The organism is Prescottella soli, assembly GCF_040024445.1.
In the GTDB taxonomy this organism is placed as follows: Bacteria; Actinomycetota; Actinomycetes; order Mycobacteriales; family Mycobacteriaceae; genus Prescottella; species Prescottella soli.
In genome coordinates, this window is record NZ_CP157276.1 from 3813770 (window position 1) to 3839361 (window position 25592).

Sequence of the window (25592 nt, forward strand, 5' to 3'; positions counted from 1 at the left end):
GAGAGGTGTGCTGAAGTGATCTTCTATTGGTGTGCAGGCCAGGACGACAACATCGGTGATGTCATCCTCCGTCGGCGGATGCTGCGAGCGGTCCAGGACACGGGGCGTGCCTGCCATGTCTACGTCGGTCGGGCGACGCCCGGATTCGTCGAAGGGCTTTCGCTCCGACGTGACGATGTCGTCTACAGGAACTTCATCCAGTTCGTGATGGTTGCGCTGCTCGCGAGTCTGCGCAGGGAATGGCTCTTCGCGTTCAATCCCGGTGAGATCCGTTGTACTAGGCGACAGGGGATCATGCATGCCATCCTGATCCCGATGATGCTGGTTTCCCATCTGCGGGGTAGGCGTTGCGTCCGCCTGGGTGTAGGCGTCCACGAGTACGAATCGATGTGGAAGTTCCCGATCCTCGTCACGGTGTGGCTCTCCAAGGAAAATGTCTGGCGCGACAGCGAATCGCGCGATCGGTTCGGCATGGGCACGGTGGCGCCGGACTGGGCCTTCGACGAGGGCTCGGAGTTGAGCGAGTCCGCGGACCTTCCACGGCGCTGGCTGGCGATGTCGCTTCGATCCGACAGCCCGGAGCCGAGTGACGAGTGGTTCGCCGCGATGGAGCAGATTAGCGAGGCGAAGGGCTTGGAGCCGATTGTGGTGGTCCAGGTTCGACGAGACTCGCTCAGGGCCCGCGCCATTTCAGAACGGTTGCAGTGCAGTGTTGTCGACTGGACCGGCGAATCACATCACGCGCAGGAACAGCGGCTGCGAAACGTGTATCGCGAGTCTGAGGCGGTGGTCAGCGACCGACTGCATGTCCTGATCATGGCGCTCACCGAAGGCGCGATACCGCTCGGTCTTATGGAGCACGAGGACAGCAAGATCGGGCGTCACTTCCGCGCAGCGGGATTCGAGACCGTTAGCTGGGACGTCTCCGATTGGACTTCCGCGGAGATTACGCAACAAGGCATGAGAATCCTCGACGATCGGCGAAGCGTGGAAGCAGCGAGCCGATTCGCACGAGACCGAGTTGACGCGATGGACATGATTGTGGGTGTGAAATGAACGAAGCGGTGGCATGCAGAGCTCGGACAGATTCGGCGTCGGATGACGTGCCGGCGAACCAGCGGGTGGACTATCTGGTGGGTGGGTTCCGTATCTCTCTCGACAGCTCCACAGATACGCCCGGTCCGCGCACACACATTGTGAATTTCCTTCGCGGCCTGGATCAGAACGGGGTGCAGTCGAAGCTCTTCCTGGCATCGTCCTTCCCCTTCATGGGACGGTTCGCCTCGATCAAGCAGACCGACTACGTGGACATCAGCAATGCGCGAGTCTGGCTCGCGGACGTCGTTCGCCTTGTCGCCGCACTGTGGTGCGGGTTGAACGTCTTCGTACGATCGGTGGCGTCCCCGAAACCGGCGATGATCTACGAGCGACTGGCCGTTCTGCAGTCTATGTCGAGCTTTCATTTCTGGAAGAACCGTGCATTCCGTGTCGTGGAGGCGAATGGAATCCTCTCGCGTGAGACTGCGCGCGACCGCAATGTCCTGAAGTCCGAGCGCTTGGCTGCGTACCTCGAGCGCAGGGTGCTTCGCCGAGCCGACCTGGTGGTCGCCGTCAGTGCCCCGCTGAAGGACGAACTCGTAGCGTTCGCCTCGCTCGATCCGGACAAGATCATGGTCGTTCCGAACGGTGTACCCGATCAGCTTCTTCGCTACGAGCGGAAACCCCATACGGTTCGGGTGGCCGGCTTCGTCGGGTCAGTCGTGAAATGGCACGGCCTCGATCGGATCATCGAGGAGGTCGCCGAGGTTTCACGGAAGAGTGATGTCGCGCTTGCCTTCGAGGTCATCGGCGACGGAGCCGAGCTCGCTTCGTTGCGCGCGCTGGTCGACGAGCAGGGCCTGACAGATGTTGTGCGCCTGCGGGGGCGGATGGCGCAGGAGGACGCCTTCGAGCTCATGGCCGGATGGGATATCGGGATCGCGAGCCATCAGAAGTCGTCGAGCGATTCGATGTACCACAGCCCGTTGAAGCTGTACGAGTACGCTGCGCTCGGACTCAGCATTCTGTGCACGGACTCGAATGATGCGCGCGCGCTCGCGTCCTCCGGGGCAGACGTCCGGATGTTCGAAGACGCGACGCAATTCTCGGAACAACTGCAGGCGATGCTCGTGGAGCCTCCGCGCTCCGGAGAAGAGATCGAGGCCAGTCGATCTGCGGTGCTGGCCGCGCACTCCTGGCGCAGTAGGGCGGCAGGAGTCCTCCGCCGAGCGGGCATGTGAGCACAGGTCGAGGGGGCTGTCCAAGTTGACTGTCAGTGCGCCGCCGCGGGTCGAAGAGGCCGAGATGAACGGTTCTGTGCGTCATCGATCGTCCCAGGGCGTAGCAGCAACGGTGGGTGTGCTGCTCGGACTCGCCGCGGCCGTTCCGGGTGTCGTGTCGTTCATCCCTGCCTTCGGGATTCGCCCGTGGCACATCCTCGTGTGCGGCGCTCTGGCTCTAGCACTCGCCTCCACGCCCGGTACGGTCCTTCGGAGAGTGAAGATCACTTCGCTCGACGTCGCGGTCGTCCTGTATGCGTGCGCGTATGTCCTTGTCGAGTACTCGAATTCGATCGAGCTGGGATTTCGCCTCGATCTGGTCGCGGCGCTCAGCCCGCTGTTCTTCCTGATCGGGTTCTACGCGGCGCGTACGGCAGTCTGCAGTGTCGAGACCGCCCGGAGGCTCCTGATCGGATTCGCTTTGCCGGCCGTACCCGCCGCTGTCGTGGCGGTTCTCCAGCTCGGTTCACCGGCCTTCTCCGCGGCGGTGCTCCGCGTTGCGCCCGGTCCGGGATTGGAGGCACGGCTGGCGGACGGGCGCTTGATCCGCGCCACCGGGTTGGTCGGACACTGGACGGGATCAGGTTTCTACTTCTGCACCGCGCTCGCCGCCGCTTGTACCGCACTGCTCCTCTGCAAGAGGCGAGGACTTCGTCCTCCTCCGGTCGTGATGATCTCGCTTGTCGCCGCGGTCTTCGGCGCAGTCTCGTCGCTGACGATCACCGTCGTTCTCACGGCCCTCGCCGTGGTGATCATGACGCTCGTCGTGGTAGGAGTCCGAGCGGGACGCATAGCCGCCGTGTTGGGACTGATTGGTGTCGTGTACTTCCAATTCGGCAGCTACTTGTCGGAGCGGGTCGAACAGCAGACTGCATACCGCTCGGAATATGTGCCCGCATGGGTTCCGAACACGATCGCCTACCGATGGAAGATCTGGACCGAACAAACGATTCCGGTGATTCGTGAGCGCCCGTGGAGTGGATGGGGAACCAACGTCTACAACAGTGCGGACCGTCCGCGCCAGCTTGCCTGGGGATCGGCTGAATCCCAGTGGTTCGGCGGCGCGATTTCATCCGGGATTGTCGTGACGGCCCTGTTGGCCGTCACGCTGTTGGCTGCTCTGATTCTGGTCGCGCGTGGTTCCACCAAGCAGAACGGTCGATGGAAGCTGCCCATGTTGGGACTTCTCGTTTCGACGTTACTGGCATCGTTCACCGTCCCACTGTTCACCAATCGGGGACTACCGATCGGCGTCTGGGTTCTCTTCGGAGTCGTACTCGCTTTGGACGCGGCTCTGTCCCGCGATACGGAGGATGTCGGTGTGGGTGATCGATGAATCAGACCGAGACACAATGGCTCACAGGAAGGAATGCTAGTGGCCGTCGACATTGTCCACTGGAACCCGCGGAAGCCGCGAATTCGCGGTCCGCTGGGTTGGCTGCTTCCGAAATATCCGCCGGTCAACAACTTCGGTGACCTGCTGGGTCCACCGATCGTTCGTGAGATGCTTCGCCGTAGAGGTTTGGACTACGAAAAGGCCTCCTCCGAAGGCAGATTGGTTGCGGTCGGATCCATCATGCGCATGGCACGAGATGGCGACGTCGTGTGGGGTACGGGTGTCAACGGAAAGAGTACGGCGCTTCCACACGAGTTCTCGAACCTCGATGTCCGAGCTGTGCGTGGTCCACTTACCGCGCAGTTCCTGAGAGACAGAGGAATAGACGTCCCAGATGTCTATGGGGACCCTGGCCTGCTCGTCGGGTGGCTCTGGCCGCGCGAGTCATTCGACGGAACGATGAAGCGTAGAGCCCTCACTGTTATCCCGAACCTGCACGACGTCGATCGATACAAGGATCATCCGGGCTTCTGGCATCCGTGCAGTCCGCTATCGCAGACGATCGCGAGGATCGCGACGAGCGACTTCGTTGTCGGAAGCTCGCTGCATGCTGTGGTGCTCGCGGATTCGTTCGGGATCGGTAGCCGGTTGATCCGGTCGGCCCACGAGCCGCCGTTCAAGTACGAGGACTATTACCGCGGCACCGGGCGAGCGAGCTTCAAGATGGCCTCCGATGTCGATGAGGCACTCGCGATGGGAGGGGAGGAGTTGCCGGGGTGGTCGCCCGACGAACTCGTACGGGCCTTTCCATGGGATCTGTGGTCGTTGACAGAACCGAATCGGAATCTCTGGTAAGACCTTGCCAGGTCCGCTGAGGGGTCGCGGTCCCGGCGATCGAAGATCCTGTCCGGCTCGCGAAACTGCGTCGGCACATCGAAAGCGACTACCACGGTTTGAAGCTCGCGCACTGTCTCAACGGTTTCGAGGGCCACTCCTCGCTCGGATGGCACGAGGACTTCCGCTCGGGACGGGAAGCAACGCTCGGGTGGTACCGCGAGAACGAAGCCCGGTGGCGCCCAGGGAGAGTCGCCACCGAAAGGGCTTGCGAGTCGGTCAGTGAATCGATACTGGTCGGCTGACAGCCCAACGAAACGATCGGCCCGAGCGAGTTCCCCCTCGCTCGGGCCGATTGCTCGTGAGGCTCAGCACACAGGGACGTCGACCGTTACGGCGGGCTCATCCACCAGTGGCTGGATCGGCACCACCGGATCGCCCGACGACGTGGGTTCGGTGAGTTGGTAGACGACCTCGACGGTCTTGCCCTGCGGGATCGGGAGCTGGAGATCGAAGACGGGGTGCCCGAGTTCGGCCCCTGTGAACGCGAAGCCGGGCTTCCCGTCGACGGTGACCTTGTCGAGTTTCGCGGCGCGCGTCGAGATGAGTGACAGATTGGTGAGGTTGGTCCCGACAGGGGCGCCCATCGGGTTGTCGAACATTCCGGCAACGTAGTTGGTGTAGTCACCGGGCGGAAGGGTGTTGGTCAGACGCACCTTCACGGTGGTGGCGCGGGTGTCTCCCGCACATGAGTCGGCCGTGTACTCGATCTCGCGGCGCAGGTAGTAGTCGAGCTTGTTGCCACCGAGGTTGTTCACCACGACCCCGGCGTACGGGGCGTCATCGTCCGGAACGGTGTGTCCCAGCGGGGTGCCGGCCAGGACGGACTGCTCGTCGGGCCGCGAGCTCCAGACCGCGATCCGGCCCTCGCCGGCAGCCTTGCCGAGCGCCTCCAGCAGCGCCTGCGGGTGGGAGATCTTGCCTGTCATCTTCTCGACCACCTTGGCAGCGACGGTCTGGAGATAGTGCTTGCGGGCGGCGTTGTCGGTTCCGAAGCGGGAGTAGGCCGTCGACTCGGTGAGTTCGACGACGTTGTCTGCGGTGATCTTCTCGCCGTCCGGCATCGTGACCGGGCCGACCACCTTCAGCACGTAGCTCAGCGCGACGGGGTCGGTCGCGATGACCCCGTCCACTGGTGTGCCCGATTCCTGATTCCACATCGACCGCCAGATCTGTGCTGCGTAGGGGAAGTGTGAACTGACGTTGCTGTTGCGGAAATCGGTTGTCGGCCGGCTCTGTCCGTAGTGCTTGTCGAAATCGGGACCGAGATCGATCGGGTCGAGCCCAGTCAGTCTCAGTTCCCTGTTGCTGGCGAGCTCGTCCACGCGAACGGCCCCGTCGACGGCACGCAGTTCACCGAAACCGCCGAGCAACCCCCCGGTTCCGCGTGCCTCCGCGTTGGTCTGGAACCCGATGAAGTAGGTCCGGGGTCCGTCCGCGCCGAGCATTGCCGGCGCGATCTCAGCGGCGGTCGATATGTTGCCGAGCATCCCCGACAGCTCCGACGTCTGCTGCTCGAGCTGTATGCGTGCATCATCGACGGGGCCGAGGAACGAACCGTCCACTGCGGCAGCCCGCGTTGCCAATGCCTGTGCCGCGGAGGCGGTGTCCGCGATCGTCGGGGCTGCGTCCCGCAGGGCCTGCAGGTTGATCCGCGCGCCGTCCAGGATCAACTGGTCGGGTGCGATCGCGGATCCCGTTCTCACGGCCGAGGGGAGGACCTCGGACGTGAGCCCGTGGACGACGGTCGCGATCTGGCGGGTCGTGCGGAACGGATCGCCTACACCAGGGAGTGTGGCAGCGAAACGCCAGTTGAGTGAGTCGGTCTTCTCGCGGGCGCGGTCGGCATAGCGGTCGGCGTCACTTGCCGCGAGCGCCGCGGCATCCGAGTTACCCGCCAGTAGTGAGTCTTTCGCTTGCAGCGAATGGTTTGCTGCTCGTTCAAGATTCAACTTGACCTGAGCGGCTTCGTAGGCGGTGTAGCAGGCCCAGGCCACGGCGGCCGTCGATGCGGCGGCAACCCCTATTGTGATGCGGCGTCGCCGCTTCCGGCGCTGAGCTGCAGGTTGTGAGCTTCTGCGGCGGCGGGTGCGGCGAACTGGCGTCGATTCGTCCTCGCCGGTGGGCGACGCCGGTTCCGTTTCGATCTGCTCCACGCCGGAGACCCCCTTCTGTCGTCGTGTTCTGGCAGGCTAACGCGAATCTTGATTGGTCGAGCGTTCAACTGGTGAATCGTTCAGTCGCACAGTAAGTTATTCCTGCCCGTTCCATGCAGGTTGGTTCGGGTGGGCTCCAGTGGACCTCAGGGTCAGCTTCACTCGGAGTTGTCGGGACACCTGTCGAAGGCAAGGGGGTGCGGATTGCGTCCGTTCCCCCTTTCGCGTGCGCAGCGAGCGCTCCTGTTCGCGCAGCAATTGGCTCCCGATATTGCCCTGACGGTCGCCCAGTATCTGGATCTCCAAGGTCCTCTCGACGCCGAGCTGATGCTCTCGGCGTGCGATCGCGCGGCGCGCGATATCGGCTCGGGGACCACGATTCTCGTGGATATCGCCGGTGAGCCCCATCAGTCGGAAGTCCCGGACATCGACGATGCTCCGCATTTCCTTGACCTCAGCGGCGCTGACGATCCGACGTCGGCTGCGATCGATTGGATGACGCAGCGTACTTCCCGACCGATCGACCCGTTCTCCGATCGACTGGCGGAGATGACGTTGATCCGCCTCTCCGACGACCATCATTTCCTTCACTGCTTCGCGCACCACGTTGTGATGGACGGCTACGCGGCGCAGGTCCTGACCGCCCGCATAGCGGAGCTCTACCGGGCTGCGGTGGCGGGCAAGGAACCTCCGCCGAATCGCACGGCATCGATCGAGGAGATCGGCCGGATCGTCGAGGCGTACGAGACGAGTGCGCGAGCGGACAAGGACCGTGCGTACTGGCTCGGCAAGACGGCAAGGCTCCCCCGCGGGGTGTCCCTCGGGGACCGTGTCGGCCCCGTCGCATCGCCGGCGCTCCGCTCGCTCGATGCACTCTCGGACGCTACGACCGAGTCGCTCGCCGACTCGTCCCTGCCCGAGGTGCCCGCGATCCTGGCGGCCTTCGCCGTGTACCTGGCTCGGTACACAGGAGTCGACGAGGTTTCGTTGAGTCTGCCGGTCTCCGCCCGGACGACAGCGGTGCTGCGCCGCTCCGCCGGATCGGTGTCGAACGTCGTGCCGATCCGACTCCGGATTGCCCACGAACAATCCGTCGGTGACCTGATCCGTGATGTCCAGGTGGAACTCACCGGAGCCTTGCGGCATCAGCGGTTCCGTTACGACGAGATGCTTCGCGGTCTCGAAGTCGGCGAGATTCAGTCCGGTGTCGGCGGCGTCTTCGGTCCGGTCGTCAACATCATGCAGTTCCCGCTCCGCTGGTCGTTCGGTGACGTCGATGCGGAGTTGCACATCCTGTCGACTGGACCGATCGACGACCTGTCGGTGACGATCTATCCGGCGGGCGAAGACGGGGCGACACGCGTCGACTTCGAAGCCAATCCGTCGCGGTACTCGGAGGAGTCGCTGGGGCGACACCATCGGCGGTTCCTCGACTTCCTCTCCGATTTCGTGTCCGACATGCGCCGGCGTGTAGGCGACGTCGATCTGGATCGCCCGGACGACATCGTTCGATCGTCGACGACGATCGCATCCGGCGCGCTGCTCCTCCCGGACGCCCTCACTCGAAGGGTGGCCAGTGGGGGAGTCGCGGTGCGCTCCGGTGAGGTCGAGATCACCTACACCGAATTGGATGCGCGCTCGTCCGCGATCGCACGCAAACTGATTGCCCACGGGGCCGGCCCCGAAGTCGGTGTCGGGGTGGTGCTCCCGCGGTCGGTCGACTCGGTTCTCGCGATGTGGGCCGTGGCCAAGACCGGTGCCGCCTTCGTACCGGTCGACCCGGATCTTCCGCCGCGCAGGCTGGCCCAACACCTCGTCGGCCTCACGTTGGTGATTGCCGGACGCGAGGTCGAACTACCCAGTGGGACGGAACGAGTCGATCTCGTCACCGACGGTTGGGAATCCACCCCGATCGATGATGCGGACCGCCCGCGCCCGCTTCGTCCTGACAATGCGGCCTGGGTGATCCACACGTCGGGCTCGACCGGTCGACCCAAGCCCGTGGTCGTGACCCACCGTGGTGTCGCCGGCCTCGTCTCGACGCTGCGCGCCCGCTATGCCGCCGCCTCGGCCGAGCGGGTGCTGCACATGTCGTCGCCGGCGTTCGACGCGTCGATCCAGGAGATCCTGCTCGCGGCCGACGCGGGCGCGACGCTGATCGTCGCGCACGAGAACGAGATCGGTGGCGATGCGTTGGCCCGCCTGCTGCGGGTCGAGGCGGTCACCCACGTCGTGTCTGCGCCGGCCGTGCTCGCTGCTACGCCGGCCGTGGAACTTCCCTCCCTGCGCGTGCTCGACGCGGGGGGCGAAGTGCTCCCCGTCGCCGTCGCGCAACGCTGGATGCCCGGGCGGACCATGCTCAACGCCTACGGTCCGACGGAGACGACCGTCCTTGCAGCGGTGAGTGATCCGATCGAGGCTCGGACGCTCGAGGGTGAACGGTCGGTGCCCATCGGAAGGCCCGTCGACGGCACGACGCTCGCGGTCCTGGACGGCCGACTGCGGATCGTCCCGAAGGGAGCCGTCGGCGAACTCTATGTCGGTGGACCGTCGCTCGCGCGCGGGTACGGAGGCGACCCGGGCTCCACCGCCGAACGGTTCGTCGCGTCGGTGTTCGGTCCGGGCCGGATGTACCGTACCGGCGACCTTGTGCGCCGGCGCCTCGACGGTCAACTCGAGTTCGTCGGCCGCATCGACAACCAGGTGCAGGTGCGGGGAGTCCGAATCGAGTTGGGGGACATCGAGACCGTCCTCGCCGAGCACCCGGAGGTCGCCGTCGCGGCGGCGATCCTCAGTGGCGGTCGGATCGTCGCGTTCGTCACGGGAACAGGTGTCGACCGGGAGACGCTGTGGCGGTGGGCCGTCGAGCGGCTGCCCCGTCATATGGTGCCGGATCGCATCGTGGTGCTCGAGACATTTCTGCTCACCCCCGGCGGAAAGATCGACCGCTCCGCCCTGTCGGCGATCGAGATTGCCCGAGGGGACGACGTTCCCGGACGCCCCGTGCACGGACAGCTCGAGACCCTCATCGCCGACACCGTCGCTCGGTTGTTGGGCACACACGAGGTATCTGCGTCCGCAGACTTCTTCGCACTCGGCGGCGATTCACTCGCAGCGTCGCAGCTCGCTGCGCACGTCTCCGCGGCCACCGGGCGCAGGATCACGGTCAAGGACGTCTTCGAGCACCGGACCGTCGCACGTCTGGCCGCGCTCGCGGTGGGGCGGTCCGAGCTGCCCGCCCTGGAACGGTCCGCCGAGGGTCCGGCTCTGCTCGCCCCGGCGCAGCGGCGGCTGTGGCTTCACGCACAGTCGGATCCGGAGAGCACGGCCTATCACGTGCCCTTCGTGATCGAGCTCGATGGTGATCTGTCCGTCGGCGCGCTGCACGCGGCGCTCGGCGACATCGTCGAACGTCACGGCACGCTCCGCAGCGTCCTGGCACCGTCCATCGACGGAGTCCATCAGCACGTACTTCCCGCGTCCGAGGCGATCGCATCATTTCGGGTCGTCGAGTGTGCGACTGCCGAGGAATCGCAGCGCCTGGCGGAGGAGTTCGCGTCCCGCCCGTTCGCGCTCGACACCGAGGTGCCGATCCGATTCCGCATCCATCGACTCGCCGACGATCGGCACGAGCTCGTGGTCGTGGCCCATCACATCGCACTCGACGGCCTGTCCTTCGCCCCGCTCGTGTCGGGACTCGCCGACGCGTACTCGGCGCGGCACGCGGGAACATCCTCGTCCTGGGCGCCGCTTCGGATCCGCTACGAGGACTATGCGCGGTGGCACTCCACAGTGCTGGACTCGGGCGTGCGGGACCGCGATGTCGAGTACTGGCGCACGGCACTCGACGGTGTCGAGGAGGTGCCGCGGCTCCCGCTGGATCGAGTGCGATTCGACGCGTCGGGCGGCGTCGGCCGTGTCGTCCGCTCGCTCGACGGGGATCTGTCCGCAGCCGTTCGCCGACTCGCGAGTGCGCACGGCGTCACCGCGTTCATGGTCCTGCACGCGGTGGTCGCGGCCGTCACATCCGCCGTGACGGGATCCGGCGACACGGTCGTCGGCACCGTCGACGCGGGCCGCCGTCATCCGGACCTCGATCCACTGGTCGGAATGTTCGTCGGAACGATCGCGCTCCGCGCACCGGTCGACCTCGACGGGTCCTTCACCGATCTGGTGGCCGCCGTCCGCACCGCCGACGTCGAGGCCTTCGCGCACAGCGACACCCCGTTCGACGAGGTCGCCGACGCCATCGGCGGGCGGATTCCGATACAGGTGATGTTCTCGTTCGAGGGCTTCACCGACCCCCGGATCGATCTACCCGGCCTCCGAGTCCGGGCGCGGGAGTTGCGGACCCGCGACGCCCGGTTCGATCTCGAGATCGTGGCGCGGGAGAGTGACCGTGGGGAGATCGGGCTCGAGTTCCGATTCGACGAGGGGGTCCTGTTCGAGGACACCGTGCGATCGTGGGCATCCCTGGTCTGCGACGGACTCGCCCGCGCGGTCGCCGAACCCACCGCAACCCTCGCCGACATCCTCGGCCTCGGAACGGTCGACCACGGACCGACAGCGCCGGTGGTCGCAACCCTGTCCGGGATCCTCGCGGGCCCGATGTGGATCGAGGACGCTGCCGGCACTGCCGTCGACATCGCTCCGGCTGTCGCCGCGCTGGCCGCCAGGCTCTCCCTCCTGGGCGTCGTTCCGGACGAGTTCGTCGCCGTGCTCCTCCCACGGTCGGTCCAGTCGATCGTCGCGTCGGCCGCGATTGCCCGGGTCGGTGCCGCATTCGTTCCGCTCGACCCGTCGCAGCCGGCAGCCCGGATCGCCGCGATCATCGCCGACGTCGGCGCACGCTACGTCGTCGCCGCGGCGGACACCGATCTTCCTACCGGAGCAATTCGAGTCGATCCCGTTGCGGAAGAGACAGTTCCGGCCCCGCCCGTGTGGTCGGTCCATCCGGACAGCCCGGCGTACGTGATCTACACGTCCGGGTCCACGGGCGCGCCGAAGGGCGTCGTCGTCACCCATCGTGGGCTCGCCGCGCTGGCCGCTGCCGTGCGCCGGGCCTTCGATGTCGGGCCCGATGCGCGGATCCTGGTGAGCGCCTCACCGGCGTTCGACGCCTCGATCCTCGAGTACCTGCTCGGGCTCGGGACCGGCGCCACGATGGTCGTGCTTCCCCCGGAGATGTACGGCGGAGCAGAGCTTTCCGACCTCCTTCGGGAAGGGCGGATCACGCACTGGTTCTCGACGCCGGCGATTCCCGCCCAGTTTGCGCCGGACGATCTGGACGATCTGCGTGTGGTCGGTCTCGGCGGTGAGGCCTGGTCCACCGAGATCGCCGCACGGTGGGCGGCGGGACGAACGCTGTTGAATCTCTATGGGCCCACCGAGGCGTCGGTCGTGGCGATGATCAGCGAACCGGTCTCGGCGGATCGGACCGTGCCGATCGGCAGACTCGTGGACGGCATGTCGGCGGTTGTGCTGGACGGCGGCCTCCGCCCGGTTCCGGAGGGGACGGTCGGCGAGCTGTATCTCGCGGGTCCCGGCCTGGCCCGGGGATACCTCGGTGCGCCGGGGCTGACGGCAGCGCGCTTCGTCGCGTCGATCCTCGGTCCGGGGCGGATGTACCGGACCGGTGATCTCGTGCGGCGCCGGCCCGACGGGCAGTACGAGTTCGTCGGGCGTGCAGACAACCAGGTGCAGATCCGTGGGATCCGTGTGGAATTGGGGGAGATCGAGGGTGCGCTCGCCTCTCACCCGGCGGTGCACACCGCGATCGCTGCCGTCCAGGACGACGTATTGGTCGCGTACGTGTACGGACCGGACCGATTCGAAACCGATTTCCTGCGAGGGTATGTGGCGGAACGGTTGCCGCGCCACATGGTTCCGGCCGTGGTCCACGCGCTCGACCACCTCCCACTGACTGTCGGCGGCAAGATCGACCGATCGGCCTTGCCCAATTGGAGCGGTGGCCCGGTCACGGGTGCCGCTTTCCGTACCCACATCGAAGAGATCGTGGGGCGACTCGTCGCGGACGTGCTCTCGCTGGACACGATCGGGCGCGACTCGGACTTCTTCGCGCTCGGCGGAAACTCGCTGCTGGCAACGAAACTGGTGTCGCGCATCCAGAGCGCGCTCGGTACCCGAGTCGACGTCCGGGACGTGTTCGAGCATTCGACGGTGGACGCGCTCGCACGCGCGATCGACGGGCGTGACCGTGACTGTCGACCGGCGCTCATCGCGGTGGCGTCCGACGACCCGGTGCCACTCTCGCCGGCGCAACAGCGGATGTGGCTGCTGAACTGTGTCGATCGATCCGCCGGAGACAACATCGCGTTCGCGGTGGAACTTCGGGGATCTTTGGATGTCGCTGCCTGCGTCGCGGCGCTGCAAGACGTGGCCGAACGGCACGCCATCCTCCGGACCGTCTTCGTCGAGGACGGTGAGGCGCCGGTGCAGGTGGTGCGGTCGACGCCACCCGAGGTGCCGATCGTCGACTGCGACGATGCGGGCCGGCTGGAGGCGGCGCTCGCGGCGCTTGCGACGGTGGGGTTCGATCTCGCACACGAGGCGCCGATCCGGCTCGCGCTCCACCGATCGGGACCGGACCTGCACACGCTGGCCGTGGTCGCGCACCACATCGCCCTGGACGGGCTGTCGACGGTGCCCCTCACCCGGGATTTCGTGGAGGCCTACCGTGCCCGCCGCGCTGGTGCGGCTCCGATTTGGACTCCGCTCGACGTCCAGTTCGTCGACTACGCGCGCTGGCATCGTGCCGCTCTCGGGGATCCGGCCGTCCCCGGCAGCCGCGCCTACAGCGACCTCGCCTACTGGCGGTCCGTGCTCGATCCCGCGCCGGCCCGGGTTGCGTTGCCGGCCGATCGAAGCCGCCGCGGTGCCGACGACACATCGGGCACCACCGAGTTCGCGATCCCCGTCGAGCTGCACTCCGCACTGGACAAGGTGGCGCGCGAGTACGACGCGACGACCTTCATGGTGCTGCACGCCGCACTCGTGGTGTTGCTCCACAAACTCTCCGGGTCATCCGACGTGACGATCGGCACGCCGGTGTCCGGCCGCACCGAGCCGGCACTCGACGAACTCGCCGGGATGTTCGTCGGGACGGTCGCATTGCGCTGCGATGTCGACCCCCGGCGGTCCTTCGTCGATCTGCTCGCCCGGGTGCGACACAACGACATCCACGCCTTCGCACACGCCGAGCTGCCGTTCGACGAGGTCGTCGCGAATCTCGTGCCCGAGCGCTCCGGAGCGCATCATCCGCTGTTCCAGGTCATGCTCGCCTACGAGAACTTCGTGCCCACGACGTTCACGCTCCCGGGCCTGGAAGCGCGGACCCGCGAACTGCACAGCGGCCGGTCCCGGTTCGACCTCGAGGTGACGTTCCGAGAACGTGAGCCCGAGATGGGCGAGACGGCCGGACTCGACGGCATGCTCACATACTCGCGCGGACTGTTCGACCGTTCGACGGTCACTCGGTGGGCGTCGTGGCTGCTGCGGATCCTCGAGGTCGTGGCCGACGATCCGAATGCGATTCTCGGCGCGATCGATCTCGAGCCGGCGAGCGTCCTCGACGCCCGCGCAGGCGCGATCACGACGGCGGCGACCTCGCTCGGGGAACTGTTCGTTCAGCGCGCCCGTGAGTGCCCCGAGGCGACGGCGCTCGTCTGGGGCGCGCGCCGCGTGACCTACCGCGAACTCGACGATCGATCGCGGGCTCTGGCGGTGGCGATGACGGACGCCGGTGTCGGGTGCGGGGATCTGGTGGCACTTGCGTTGCCACGATCGGTGGACCTGATTGCGGCCATGGTGGCGGCGGTCCGGATGGGCGCCGCCTATCTGCCGCTCGACGTCACCCAACCACACCAGCGACTGGCCGAGATTCTGACGGAGTCTCGACCCTGCCTCGTGCTCACCGAGGGAGCGGTCGGTACCGAGTTCCCCACGCTGCGCATCGAATCGATCGGTACCTGCCGGGACAGCGATCGTGTCGGCGTCGTCGACGCGCCGATTCGATCGGATCAGGTCGCCTACGTGATCTTCACGAGCGGCTCGACCGGAACCCCCAAGGGCGTTGCGGTGCCGCATGCGGCGGCTCTCGCGTTGCTGACCAACACCAGCGCGGGCTTCGCCTTCGGCCCGGACGACGTGTGGACGATGTTCCACTCGCCGGCGTTCGACTTCTCGGTCTGGGAAGTGTGGGGTCCACTCGCTACCGGCGGTCGTGTGGTGATCGTCGACCCGATGGTCGCACGCAGCCCGCACGAGCTGCGGGAGTTGCTGGTTGGTGAAGGGGTCACGGTCGTGAACCAGACCCCGACGGCGTTCACTCAACTGGCGGCGGTTCCGGGTGACCCGGACGACTTGTCGGTGCGACTGCTGATCTTCGGTGGTGAGCCGCTGGCCGTGGAGCCGATCCGCGACTGGCTCGAGCTGAACCCGAAGGTCCGTGCTGTCAACATGTTCGGCATCACCGAGTCGACCGTCCACGCGACGTGGACTGACGTGGGGCCGGATGCGCCCGAGCACAGCGTGATCGGTGCCGTACTCCCGGGCATCGGGATCGAACTGCTGGACGAGTATCTGCGTCCGGTCCCGCAGGGAGCGATCGGTGAGATCTACCTCGGCGGGGCGCAGGTCGCGCGTGGTTACCTGCACCGTCCCGGGCTCACTGCCGCCCGGTTCGTCGCGGCGGCGGACGGAACGATTCGCTACCGCACCGGTGATTTCGCGAGGATCCGCAATGACGGCCGTCTCGAGTATCGCGGACGGGCCGATGCACAGTTGCAGATCCGGGGACATCGGGTCGAGCCGGGTGAGATACGCGGCGCCTTGCGTCGAATCGCACCCGTCACCGATGCCGCCGTCCTGGTCCGCGACGGTGGCCTGACCGCGTTCGTCACCTCCCGTGGGGACGTCGATGAACGTGCCGTCATCCGGGCGCTGCGCCGATTGCTGCCGGACTACATGGTGCCGACGGCCGTCGTGCCCGTACCCGAGCTCCCGATGACCCCCAACGGAAAGCTCGACGTCGCAGCCCTCACGGAACCCATGCGGGTACAGGGTGTCTCGACCACGTCGCCGCGGAATCCGCTCGAGGACCTCGTGGTCGCCGTCTGCCGGGATCTGCTCGCGACCGATCGCGTCGGAGCCGACGACGACTTCTTCGACATCGGCGGCAACTCGCTGCTCGCCACTCAGCTCGCCGGCCGGCTGCGCGCGGTCAGCGGAGTTCCGATCGACGTGCGCGACGTGTTCGAGAACCCGTCCGTGAACGAACTCGCACGCCTCCTGGAACAGCGCGCCGGGGCGCCGGCGCCGATCGCCGGGCCCACCGCATCGATCCCGGCGAGCGCGCGGGGGCCGCTCTCCCCGGCCCAGCGCCGGTTGTGGTTCCTGCAGCGGCTCGATCCCGACTCGACCGCAATGAATCTCGCCTTCGCCCTGAGGTTCGACGGGGCCTTGGACGTGACAGCTCTCCACGCCGCCCTGCACGACGTGGTGGCCCGGCACCGAGTGCTGCGGACGGTGTACCCGGGTGACGATCCGACGCAGGTCGTCATCGACACCCCGGAGCTCGATCTGGAGATCGTCGACGTACCCGAGGACGCGGTCGACGAGTTCGTCCGCCAGCTGGCGGCGGTGCCGTTGCGCCTGGACTCGGAGCCTCCGATCCGGACCCGCCTGTACCGGACCGCGACGGACCGCCATCACCTCGCCTTGGTCGTCCACCACATCGCGGTCGACGAGTGGTCGCTGACGCCGCTGCTCCGAGATCTCCTGCACGCCTACGGTTGTCGGGTATCCGCCGAGCCGGCAGAACTGCCACCCCCGGCGATCGAGTACATCGACTACGCGCGCTGGCGCGCCGAAACGGCCGACGGCGACCTGGTGCACTGGCGCGAGGCGCTCGCCGGGATCGACGAGCAGTGCACCCTGCCGCACGACCGCCCACGCACCTCGTCGACGCCGGGACGCGCCGCAACCGTGCGACTGACCGTAGGCGCCGAACAGGCCGAGGCGTTCACCGAAACCGCACGGCGCCATCGCATCACCACCTTCATGCTCGTGCACGCCGCGCTGGCGGCGGTCCTGGCCCGCCACACCGATCGCGCCGACATCGTGGTCGGGACGGCGGTGGCCGGACGCGGAGATCCCGCGCTGGACGCCACGGTCGGAATGTTCGCATCGACGGTCGTGCTGCGCACCCGTGTCGATCCCGCGGCATCGGTCACGGAATTGCTCGACGACGTCCGTCGGCGCGACGTCGCGGCATTCACGCACGCCGATACACCCTTCGAGACGATCGTCGACGAGATCCTTCCCACCCGGGATGCCCTGTCTCATCCGTTGTTCCAGGTGGCGTTGTCCATGCGCCGGCCGGCCCGAACGCGGATGGAGATGCGCGGACTCACGGTGTCCATCTCACCCCGTCCCGCCGAGACCGTGCAGTACGACCTGCAACTCACGGTGACGGAGCAGACTGAATCGTTCGAGTTCGAATTCACGTACGACCGAGACGTCTACGAACACGACACCGTCGCGGCGTTCGCGCAGCGGATGGTCGCTTTCCTGGACGCGGTGGCCGGCGGACACTCCGGTACCGTCGGCGACATCGACCTGCTGACCGACGCCGAGCGCGTCGAGTTGGTACCGGCCCGTGGCGGTCGATCCGTTCCGGAATCCCTGTGGCAGTTGCTGGCGCGTGGCGCCGCGGCCAACCGCGACGGTGTCGCGATCGCGGGCGCGGAGACCCTGACCTACCGGGAGCTGGTGCGCAGGGCCGAGTCGCTGGCTGCCGTTCTGTGTGCGCGCGGTGCGCGGCCGGGCGTACCGGTGGCCTGCGTGCTGGAGCGATCCGTCGAATCGGTTGTCGCGGTCTGGGCGATCGCTCGAACCGGCGGTGCCCCGGTGATGATCGATCCCGTCAACCCCACCAGACGCGTCGAACACATGCTGGCGGTGTCCGGGGCGCGTATCGGCATCACATCTGCGGCTCGCAGTGCGCATCTGCCTGAGACCGTCTCGTGGCTCGACGTCGCCGCGGGCGCGCCCGGTGACATAGTCGAACCCGAAGCTCTGCCGGACCATCCCGCCTACGTCGTATTCACATCCGGCACGACCGGACGGCCCAAGGGAGTGGTGCTCACCGTCCGTGGACTCGGTGCGCTGGCCGCCGACCTCGTCGATGTGTTCGGCGCGGATCCGGCCTCGCGCATGCTGCATGTGGCGTCGTCGGGCTTCGACATGGCACTGCTCGAGGTCGTCGTCGCGGGAGCATCCGGGGCGACCCTGGTCGTCGCAGACGCCGACTCCTATGCCGGTGCGCAACTGACGGACGTGCTCGAGCGCGAGCAGGTCACCCACGCCTGCCTGACGCCGTCGGTGCTGGCCACACTCGAACCACGAGAACTTCCGTGGCTCGGCACCCTGATGCTCGGCGGCGAACCCGTATCACCGGAACTGGTCGGCACGTGGGCACCCGGGAGGCGACTGTTCAACGGCTACGGACCGGCCGAAGCCACCGCCTTCGCGACGTACGCCGGTCCATTGACGCCCGCGACGCGCGCGGTGATCGGCTCTCCGGCACGAGGGATCGAGGTCGTCGTCCTGGACTCTCGGCTGTGCCCGGTGCCGCCCGGCGTGACGGGGGAGTTGTATCTCGCGGGGGACCGCGTCGCCACGGGGTACATGGGCGATCCCACCCGCACCGCAGAGCGATTCGTCGCGGGGGAGGGCGGCCGCCGGTGGTACCGAACGGGTGATCTCGCCCGGTGGGTCGTCGACGGCGACGAGCGTCCAGTCCTCGAGTTCCGCGGCCGCAACGACGATCAGGTCAAGATCCGGGGGGTGAGGGTCGAACCGGCCGAACTCGACGCGATCCTCGTCGCTGATCCGGACGTCACGCACGCGGTTACCGTGATGCGTGACGGTGATGCCGGCAAGGCAGTGTTGGTCTCGTATGTCGCTCCCGCCGATGCCGACGTGACGGCGCTGCACCGCGTTCTGGTCGAGCGCCTCCCGCGGTACATGGTGCCGGCGGCCGTCGTCGCGGTCGAGTCGATCCCGCTGACCGTCAACGGCAAGGTCGATCTCGGGCGGCTGCCCGATCCGTCCTTCGACGCGTCGGTTCCCACCGCGGATCCGTCCGAGGAACTCGTGGCCCGCGTGTTCTCCGACCTTCTCGGGCATCCGGTCGGCCGGTTCGACGACTTCTTCGCTGCCGGTGGCGACTCGCTACTCGCGACAGCGGCGGTTGCGCGGCTCCGCGAGTTGGCCGGCCGAGATGTACCGCTGCGACTGTTGTTCGCCGAGCCGACCGTCGCGGGCCTGGCACGGAGGATGTCGGACGAGACGTTGCCCGGTACGGACCCGGGGCCCGTCGCCCGGTCGCGTCCGGCACGAATCCCTCTGAGTCGCAGCCAGAACCGGATGTGGGCGTTGCGTCGTGCACGAGGGGACTCGGCCTTCCGGCCATCGGTCCGGATCGAGTTTCGGGGACCGCTCGACGCCGATGCGTTGTGGGCGGCGTGCGGCGACGTCGTCGATCGACACGAGGCGCTGCGCACCAAGGTCGAGACCGACGCAGACGGGCCGTACGCGGTGGTCGGCGACACCGCCTCCGGGAACGGTGCGGTGCGGATGTCGTTGAACACCAAGGGCGATGGCGATCACATTCTCGATCTGATCCTCGATCATCTGGTCGTGGACGGTGGTTCGATTGCGGTCCTGTTCCGCGATCTCGTGACCGCCTACGAGGCGCGGCTGAGCGGCACGGCACCGTCCTGGGACCCGCTGCCCCTGCAGTACGCCGACTACGTGCTGTGGGAGCGCGAGCGCGGCACCGACGCGCTGCTCGACCAGTGGCGCACCAGCCTGGCCGGCTTCGATCCGGCGGTTCTGCCGACCGGACGGGTGCCTGTGCCCGGCCCCGCATCCGGGGCGACGATCGAGTTCGATGTGGACCCCGGGGTCGTGCGACGGCTCGAACAGCTGGGCGCGCGGTTCCACGCCACCGAGTTCATGGTGCTCCACGCGGTGCTGGCGGGGGTGCTCGCACGGCTCACCGACCATCCGGACGTGGGGATCGCGGCCGTCGTCTCGACTCGTCGACACCAGCAGACGGCGGCGGTGGTAGGCCTGTTCGTCGAGACCCTCGTCCTGCGTTCGCGGTTGACGTCGGCGATGACAATGGGTGGACTCCTCGCCCAGGTACGCGACTTCGACGTCGCGGCGCTCGACCGATCGGGCGTGCCGTTCGAGGACGTGCTGCGGGCGGTGGGGGCCTCGACACCGCAGGTGGCGCTCGCGTTCCAGGACTTCACCCCACCCACGGTCCGCATCGGGGAGCTCGAAGTCGGCGCACGCGAGCTGGGCTCCAGTGCCGCCGATTTCGAGTTCGGGTTCACTTTCGCCCGCACCGCGGACGGCGGCTACGGCGCGGTCCTGACGTTCGACGAGTCGCGCGTCGACTCGGCCGTGGCTCGTACGCTGGCCGACCACTTCGCGACGGCCCTGGCGGTCGTCGACGCCGACATGCGGGTGCAGGACCTGCCCCTGACGACGACCGGACCGGTGGACGGCGGCCGGCCGCCGCGACCGGAGCTGCTTGCCGACCTGTTCCGTGCGACCGTGGCCGCGCATCCCGATCGGGTCGCGGTCGTCGACGGGGAACGGCAACTGACCTACCGACAGCTCGACGAACGATCCGACGAACAGGCGCGACGCTCGTCCGGCCGGCGTGGTGGGGATGTCGTGCCCATCGCGGACATCGGTGCCACACGCTCGCTCGAACGTATCGAAAAGCTCTGGGCTGCGGCGAAATCTGGCCATGCCTTCGGCGCTGTGACGGCCGCCGCGGCATCCGACGGCCCGGTGTCGTCGGTCGACTCCCTCGCCTACGTCATCGCGACGTCGGGCTCGACGGGTGAACCGAAGTCGGTGGGCGTGACGCATCGCGGCCTCGCCGCGCTCGCGGCAGAGGCGCGCCGCCGGTACCGCGTCGGGCCGGGCGATCGTGTGCTGCACGGCTACAACCCGGCCTTCGACGCGGCGATGCTCGAGGTCCTGCTGGCGCACACCTCGGGGGCGACGCTCGTGATCGCGCCGGACGACGTCTTCGCCGGACCGGCTCTGCGCAGTCTGCTGCTGGACGCGAAGGTCACGCACTTCCTGTCGACCCCGGCGGTGCTGTCGACCCTGACCCCGGACGGGCTCCCCGACCTCCGGGTGGTCGCCAGCGGTGGGGAGAGCCTGCCCGCCGAACTCGCCGACACCTGGCGCACGGGGCGAGTGATGCTCGACGCGTACGGGCCCACCGAATCCACCGTCGTCGCCACGGTTGGTGAGGTGGACGGTCGTGGTGGCATCGGGTCCCCGATCGCGGGCACGACCGTCGTCGTCCTCGACCGGCATCTGCGTCCGGTGCCGGTCGGCGGTGTCGGCGAGCTGTACCTGGCCGGTGAGGGGCTCGCCCGTGGGTACCTGGGGGCTGCGGCGCAGACCGCCACCCACTTCGTTGCCGGACTGCACGACACCGGACGGATGTATCGCACGGGCGACCGAGTGCAGGTGCTGCCGGACGGACGTATGACCTTCCTGGGCCGTGCCGACCGTCAGTTGAAGATCCGTGGGATGCGGGTCGAACCAGGACAGGTGGAGACCGTGCTGCTCCGCTGCCGGTCGGTACGGCAGGCCGCCGTGATCGTGCGCGGCGGCGCCCTGGTCGGCTTCGTGAGCGGCACCGACATCTCGTCCGCCGACGTGTGGGCACAGGTCGGAAGGGAACTGCCCGCCGCGCTGGTCCCGACACGTGTGCACGTCGTCGATCGCATCCCGACCACAGCGAACGGCAAGGTCGATGCGACCCGCCTCACGGACCTCGCGGACGAGTTCGCGACGATCGAATCCGCGCGCCCGCTCACGACATCCGAGGAGGTTGTCGTGGGAGCGGTGCAGGAGGTGCTCGGGCACGATGTCGACGTCGACGCGGGCTTCTTCGCCGTCGGCGGGCACTCTCTCGCGGCCGTCGAGGTCGCGGCACGCCTCGCGGCGGTGCTTCGGCGGGACGTCCCTTCTCGTACCGTCCTGGAAGCTCCGACGCTCGCGGCCCTCGCGAGCAGACTCGACGAGGAGTTCGATCCCCGTCCGTCGCTGCTCGGCGGCACGCCGACGCCGAGCCCGATGGCCCCCGCGCAGCGTCGACTGTGGCTGATGCAGGTCGCCGATCCGGGATCGACTGCCTACAACGTGCCGTTCGTGTCGAAGCTGCACGGGAACCTGGACGCGGACGCCTTGGTCACAGCGCTGACGGACGTGGTCGAGCGTCATCGACCACTGCGAACCGTCCACCCCGACAGCGAGCGCCAGCGGGTCGTGGATGCTGGTGAATTCGAACTGCACGTCGAGGCCGAACCGTCCGCGGAGAGTGCCGTCGGTGTGCGGGTCCGCGAGCTCGTCGGCCGGCCGTTCGACGTCGTCACCCGACCGCCGTTCCGGGTCGGGCTGTTCCGTACGGCGGACTCGACGTGGACACTCGCCGTGGTCGCCCACCACATCGCCTTCGACGGTGGATCCGTGGCCCCGCTGCTCCGCGATCTCGAACTCGCCTACGAGGCCCGCTCGCGCGCCGCCGCCCCGCAGTTCGCGTCGATGCCGCTGCACTACGGTGACTTCGCGTCCTGGCAGACCGCGTTGCTGGGCAACCTGGACGACCCGTCGAGCGTCGGCGGCCGGCAACTCGACTACTGGTCCGACGTGCTGGCGGGTATGCCGACCGGCCCGCTGGACCTGCCGGCGGATCGGCCGCGTCCCGCGCGGCCGACGCACCGAGGCGGCGTCGTGGGGACGCGCATCGGCCCGGAAGTCCACGTGGCCCTGCTCGAACTCGCCCGCGGCCAAGGCGTCTCGACGTTCATGGTCCTGCACGCCGTCCTGGCGGTTCTGCTGGCACGATTCAGCGGCCGGAACGACGTCACCGTCGGGAGCGTCGTCGACGGGCGTCCCGACACCCGCCTGCGGGATCTGGTCGGGATGTTCGTGGGCACGGTCGCCCTCCGAACACCGGTCGACCCGGCGGAGGGATTCACCGATCTCCTCCGGCGGGTCCGCGACATCGATCTGGGTGCGTTCGCGAACTCGGACATCCCGTTCGACGACGTGGTGGCCCGGGTCGCCCCGGAGCGGAATCCTGCGCATCATCCCGTCTTCCAGATCCTGCTCGCGCACACCCTAGGGGCGCCGACACCGCTCGGCCTGTCAGGCATCGAGGTCTCCGAACACGGCGACGGCGTGCCACCAGCGCAGTTCGACCTGGCCTGGGACGTCGCCGAGCACCCCGACGGAACCGGTGTCGAGGTTCGCGTGATCCACGCCGTGGATCTCTTCGAGACGAAGACCGTCGAACGACTCCTGTCCGTGTGGATCGATCTGCTCGATCAGGTGTGTGCCGACCCCTCGATTCCGGTCGGGGACTTGCGGGTTGCCGCACAGCACCCCGATCACCCGGCGCTGCCGGCGCCGGAGCCCAGAACCCTGTCGCAGATCCTCACGAAGTCCGTGCGCCGCCACCCGGACCGTGTGGCGCTGCGTGCCGGAGCACAGCAATGGACGTACGCGGAACTCGACGCGGAGGCAGAGCGCAGGGCGGCCGGATTCCGCAGCAGGGGAGTCGGTCTCGGTGACGTCGTGCCCGTCGACGCGGTGCGCGGGCCGAACTGGGTGCTCGACGCGTGGGCGCTGACGCGGATCGGTGCCGCCTGGGTCCCGATCGATCCGCAGCAACCGGAGGAGCGCCGCCGTCGACTTCTCGCGGACGCACTCGGCGCTGCCGCCGACCGGGGCCGCCCGGGAGCGGATCTCGCTTACCTCCTCTTCACCTCGGGGACGACGGGCCGTCCGAAGGGCGTGGCCGTGACCCACTCGGGACTGGCGTCGCTCGTGGACCTCCAATCACGGACGCTGGGAGTCACGCACGAATCCGTCGTCCTGCAGGTCGCTTCGCCCACGTTCGACGCCGCGGTGTTCGAGTTGCTCTCCGCACATGCGCACGGCGGCGAGCTGGTCTGCGCCACCGGGAGTGCCTACGCCGGAACGGATCTGCAGGATTTGATCGAGAGCCGGGCGATCACGCATGCGAATCTGACGCCCAGCGTGTTGCGAACGCTGCAGCCGCAGGACCTTTCCCGCACGTTGACCGTCGTCGCTGCGGGCGAGCCGCTTCCCCCGGAGGTGGCACGGGCGTGGGCGGATCACCGCCTCCACAACGGGTACGGGCCCACCGAGTGCACGGTCGGGGTCACCTGCAGCGAGGTCGTCGGCCGCGGTCCGGTGACGATCGGTTCGCCGCTGGCCGGTGTCGTCGCCCGGGTCCTCGACGGGCGCCTGCACCCGGTTCCGGTGGGCGTGATCGGCGAACTCTACGTCGGTGGTCCCGGTGTGGCCCGCGGATACCACGCGCAGCCGGGTCTGACGGCAAAGCGTTTCGTCGCGGACCCGCACGGCGCAACGGGAACCCGGCTGTATCGGACCGGTGACCTCGTACGTGAGCGGGAGGACGGCGCCCTCGACTACGTCGGACGCACCGACGAACAGGTGCAGATCAACGGGGTCCGGGTCGAGCCCACCGAAGTGGACGCCGTGCTGTCCGCGGTCGACGATGTGGCCACGGCCGTGACGGTGCCGGGTACGCGCCCCTCCGGAGAGCCGACGCTCGTGTGCTACGTGGTGCCTCGGCCCGGGCGGTCGATCGACGAGGACCGGTTGCTGCGCCACGCCAGGACGTTGCTGCCGCGGCATCTCGTGCCGGCGGCGGTGCGCGTCATCGATCGGATTCCGTTGACGCCGAGCGGGAAGTTCGACCGATCAGCGCTGCCGGTCCCGTCGCTCGACGTCGCTTCAGCGAGCGGTGCAGAGCCCCGGGGGCCCGTTGAACGTGCGGTCGCGGATGCGATGGCGCGCGTGATCGGGTGCGACGACGTGCCCCGCGACATCGGGTTCTTCGAACTCGGAGGCACCTCGATGGGAGCGATTCGGTTCGTGGGCGAACTGCGTGCCGACCACGGTTACGCGGCGTCCGTCGGCTGGCTCGCCGATGACGACACGGTGGCCGGCATCGCCCGAAGGGTCGTCGATGGGGGCGAGACCGCAGATCCCCTGGCGACACTGGTGCCGCTTCGCACGGTCGGGGACGGGGCCCCACTGTTCTGCGTGCATCCGGTCGGCGGACTCGCCTGGTGCTACAGCGGACTCGCCGAGCACATCGGGGCGCGGTCGTTGTACGGTGTGCAGGCGACCGGCTTGACCTCGGTGCCGAACACTGTGGCCGAGTTGGCAAGTCGATACGTCGACCACGTGACCGCCCTCCACCCGGACGGGCCGTACCACCTCTTGGGGTGGTCCCTCGGCGGCAATGTCGCTCACGAGATGGCCGTGCAGTTGCGGTCGGCCGGACACGACGTCGCTGCGTTGGTGCTGCTCGACTCGCTGCCGCCCGATGTCGTTCCCGACGGTGTGCCGGACGCGGGAGTGCAACAGCCGCTGCAGGACCTGAGCGGTGTCGACCCGGAGACCGTGCAGCATGTGCTGAACGTGGGTGCGGCGCTCGAGGCAGCGGCCCGTACTCACGTACCGTCCGTGTTCGACGGCGATGCCCTGTTGTTCGTCGCGGGCGACGAGTCGGACCGGCACGGTTTGGCGGATCTGTGGCGACGCCACATCGCCGGTGCGGTCGTCGAGGAGACCTTGCCGTGTTCGCACGCGGAGATGGTGTCGGCCGAGGCATTGCAGGCGATCGGGAGAATTCTCGAAGAACCGAACGAAGGTGAGCCGTGAGACCGACTCGCGCATAGGGTGTTTGCAATCGTTACTGAC

At 67.7% G+C, this 25592-nt stretch carries 6 protein-coding genes; 5 read left to right on the forward strand and 1 reads right to left on the reverse strand.

Going from position 1 to position 25592, the window contains the following annotated elements; translation table 11 throughout:
* The first annotated feature begins 15 nt into the window (after window positions 1–15).
* The 4 genes from ABI214_RS17765 to ABI214_RS17780 all read left to right on the forward strand — a co-directional run bounded on the left by ABI214_RS17765 (window position 16) and on the right by ABI214_RS17780 (window position 4509).
* On the forward strand, window positions 16–1056 hold the full coding sequence (locus tag ABI214_RS17765) for a polysaccharide pyruvyl transferase family protein (RefSeq protein ID WP_348603831.1): 1041 nt from the start codon (window positions 16–18) through the stop codon (window positions 1054–1056).
* The gene (locus ABI214_RS17770; protein ID WP_348603832.1) at window positions 1053–2279 is read left to right on the forward strand and encodes a glycosyltransferase; all 1227 of its coding nucleotides are present in this window, start codon (window positions 1053–1055) and stop codon (window positions 2277–2279) included. The genes ABI214_RS17765 and ABI214_RS17770 overlap by 4 nt, the downstream gene beginning before the upstream one ends.
* A gap of 199 nt (window positions 2280–2478) precedes the next feature.
* On the forward strand, window positions 2479–3654 hold the full coding sequence (locus tag ABI214_RS17775; protein WP_348603833.1) for an O-antigen ligase family protein: 1176 nt from the start codon (window positions 2479–2481) through the stop codon (window positions 3652–3654).
* Window positions 3655–3693: 39 nt separating this feature from the next.
* Window positions 3694–4509, forward strand: a complete 816-nt coding sequence (locus ABI214_RS17780) for a polysaccharide pyruvyl transferase family protein (RefSeq protein ID WP_348603834.1) — start codon at window positions 3694–3696, stop codon at window positions 4507–4509.
* A gap of 347 nt (window positions 4510–4856) precedes the next feature.
* Here the strand turns inward: ABI214_RS17780 and ABI214_RS17785 are convergent, their stop codons facing one another.
* On the reverse strand, window positions 4857–6695 hold the full coding sequence (locus ABI214_RS17785; protein ID WP_408587279.1) for a DUF4012 domain-containing protein: 1839 nt from the start codon (window positions 6693–6695) through the stop codon (window positions 4857–4859).
* A 138-nt stretch (window positions 6696–6833) separates the two neighbouring features.
* Here ABI214_RS17785 and ABI214_RS17790 point away from each other — a divergent pair, with 138 nt between their 5' ends.
* Complete coding sequence (locus ABI214_RS17790) at window positions 6834–25553, forward strand: amino acid adenylation domain-containing protein (protein ID WP_431357153.1); 18720 nt, start codon at window positions 6834–6836, stop codon at window positions 25551–25553.
* Window positions 25554–25592 lie beyond the last annotated feature (39 nt).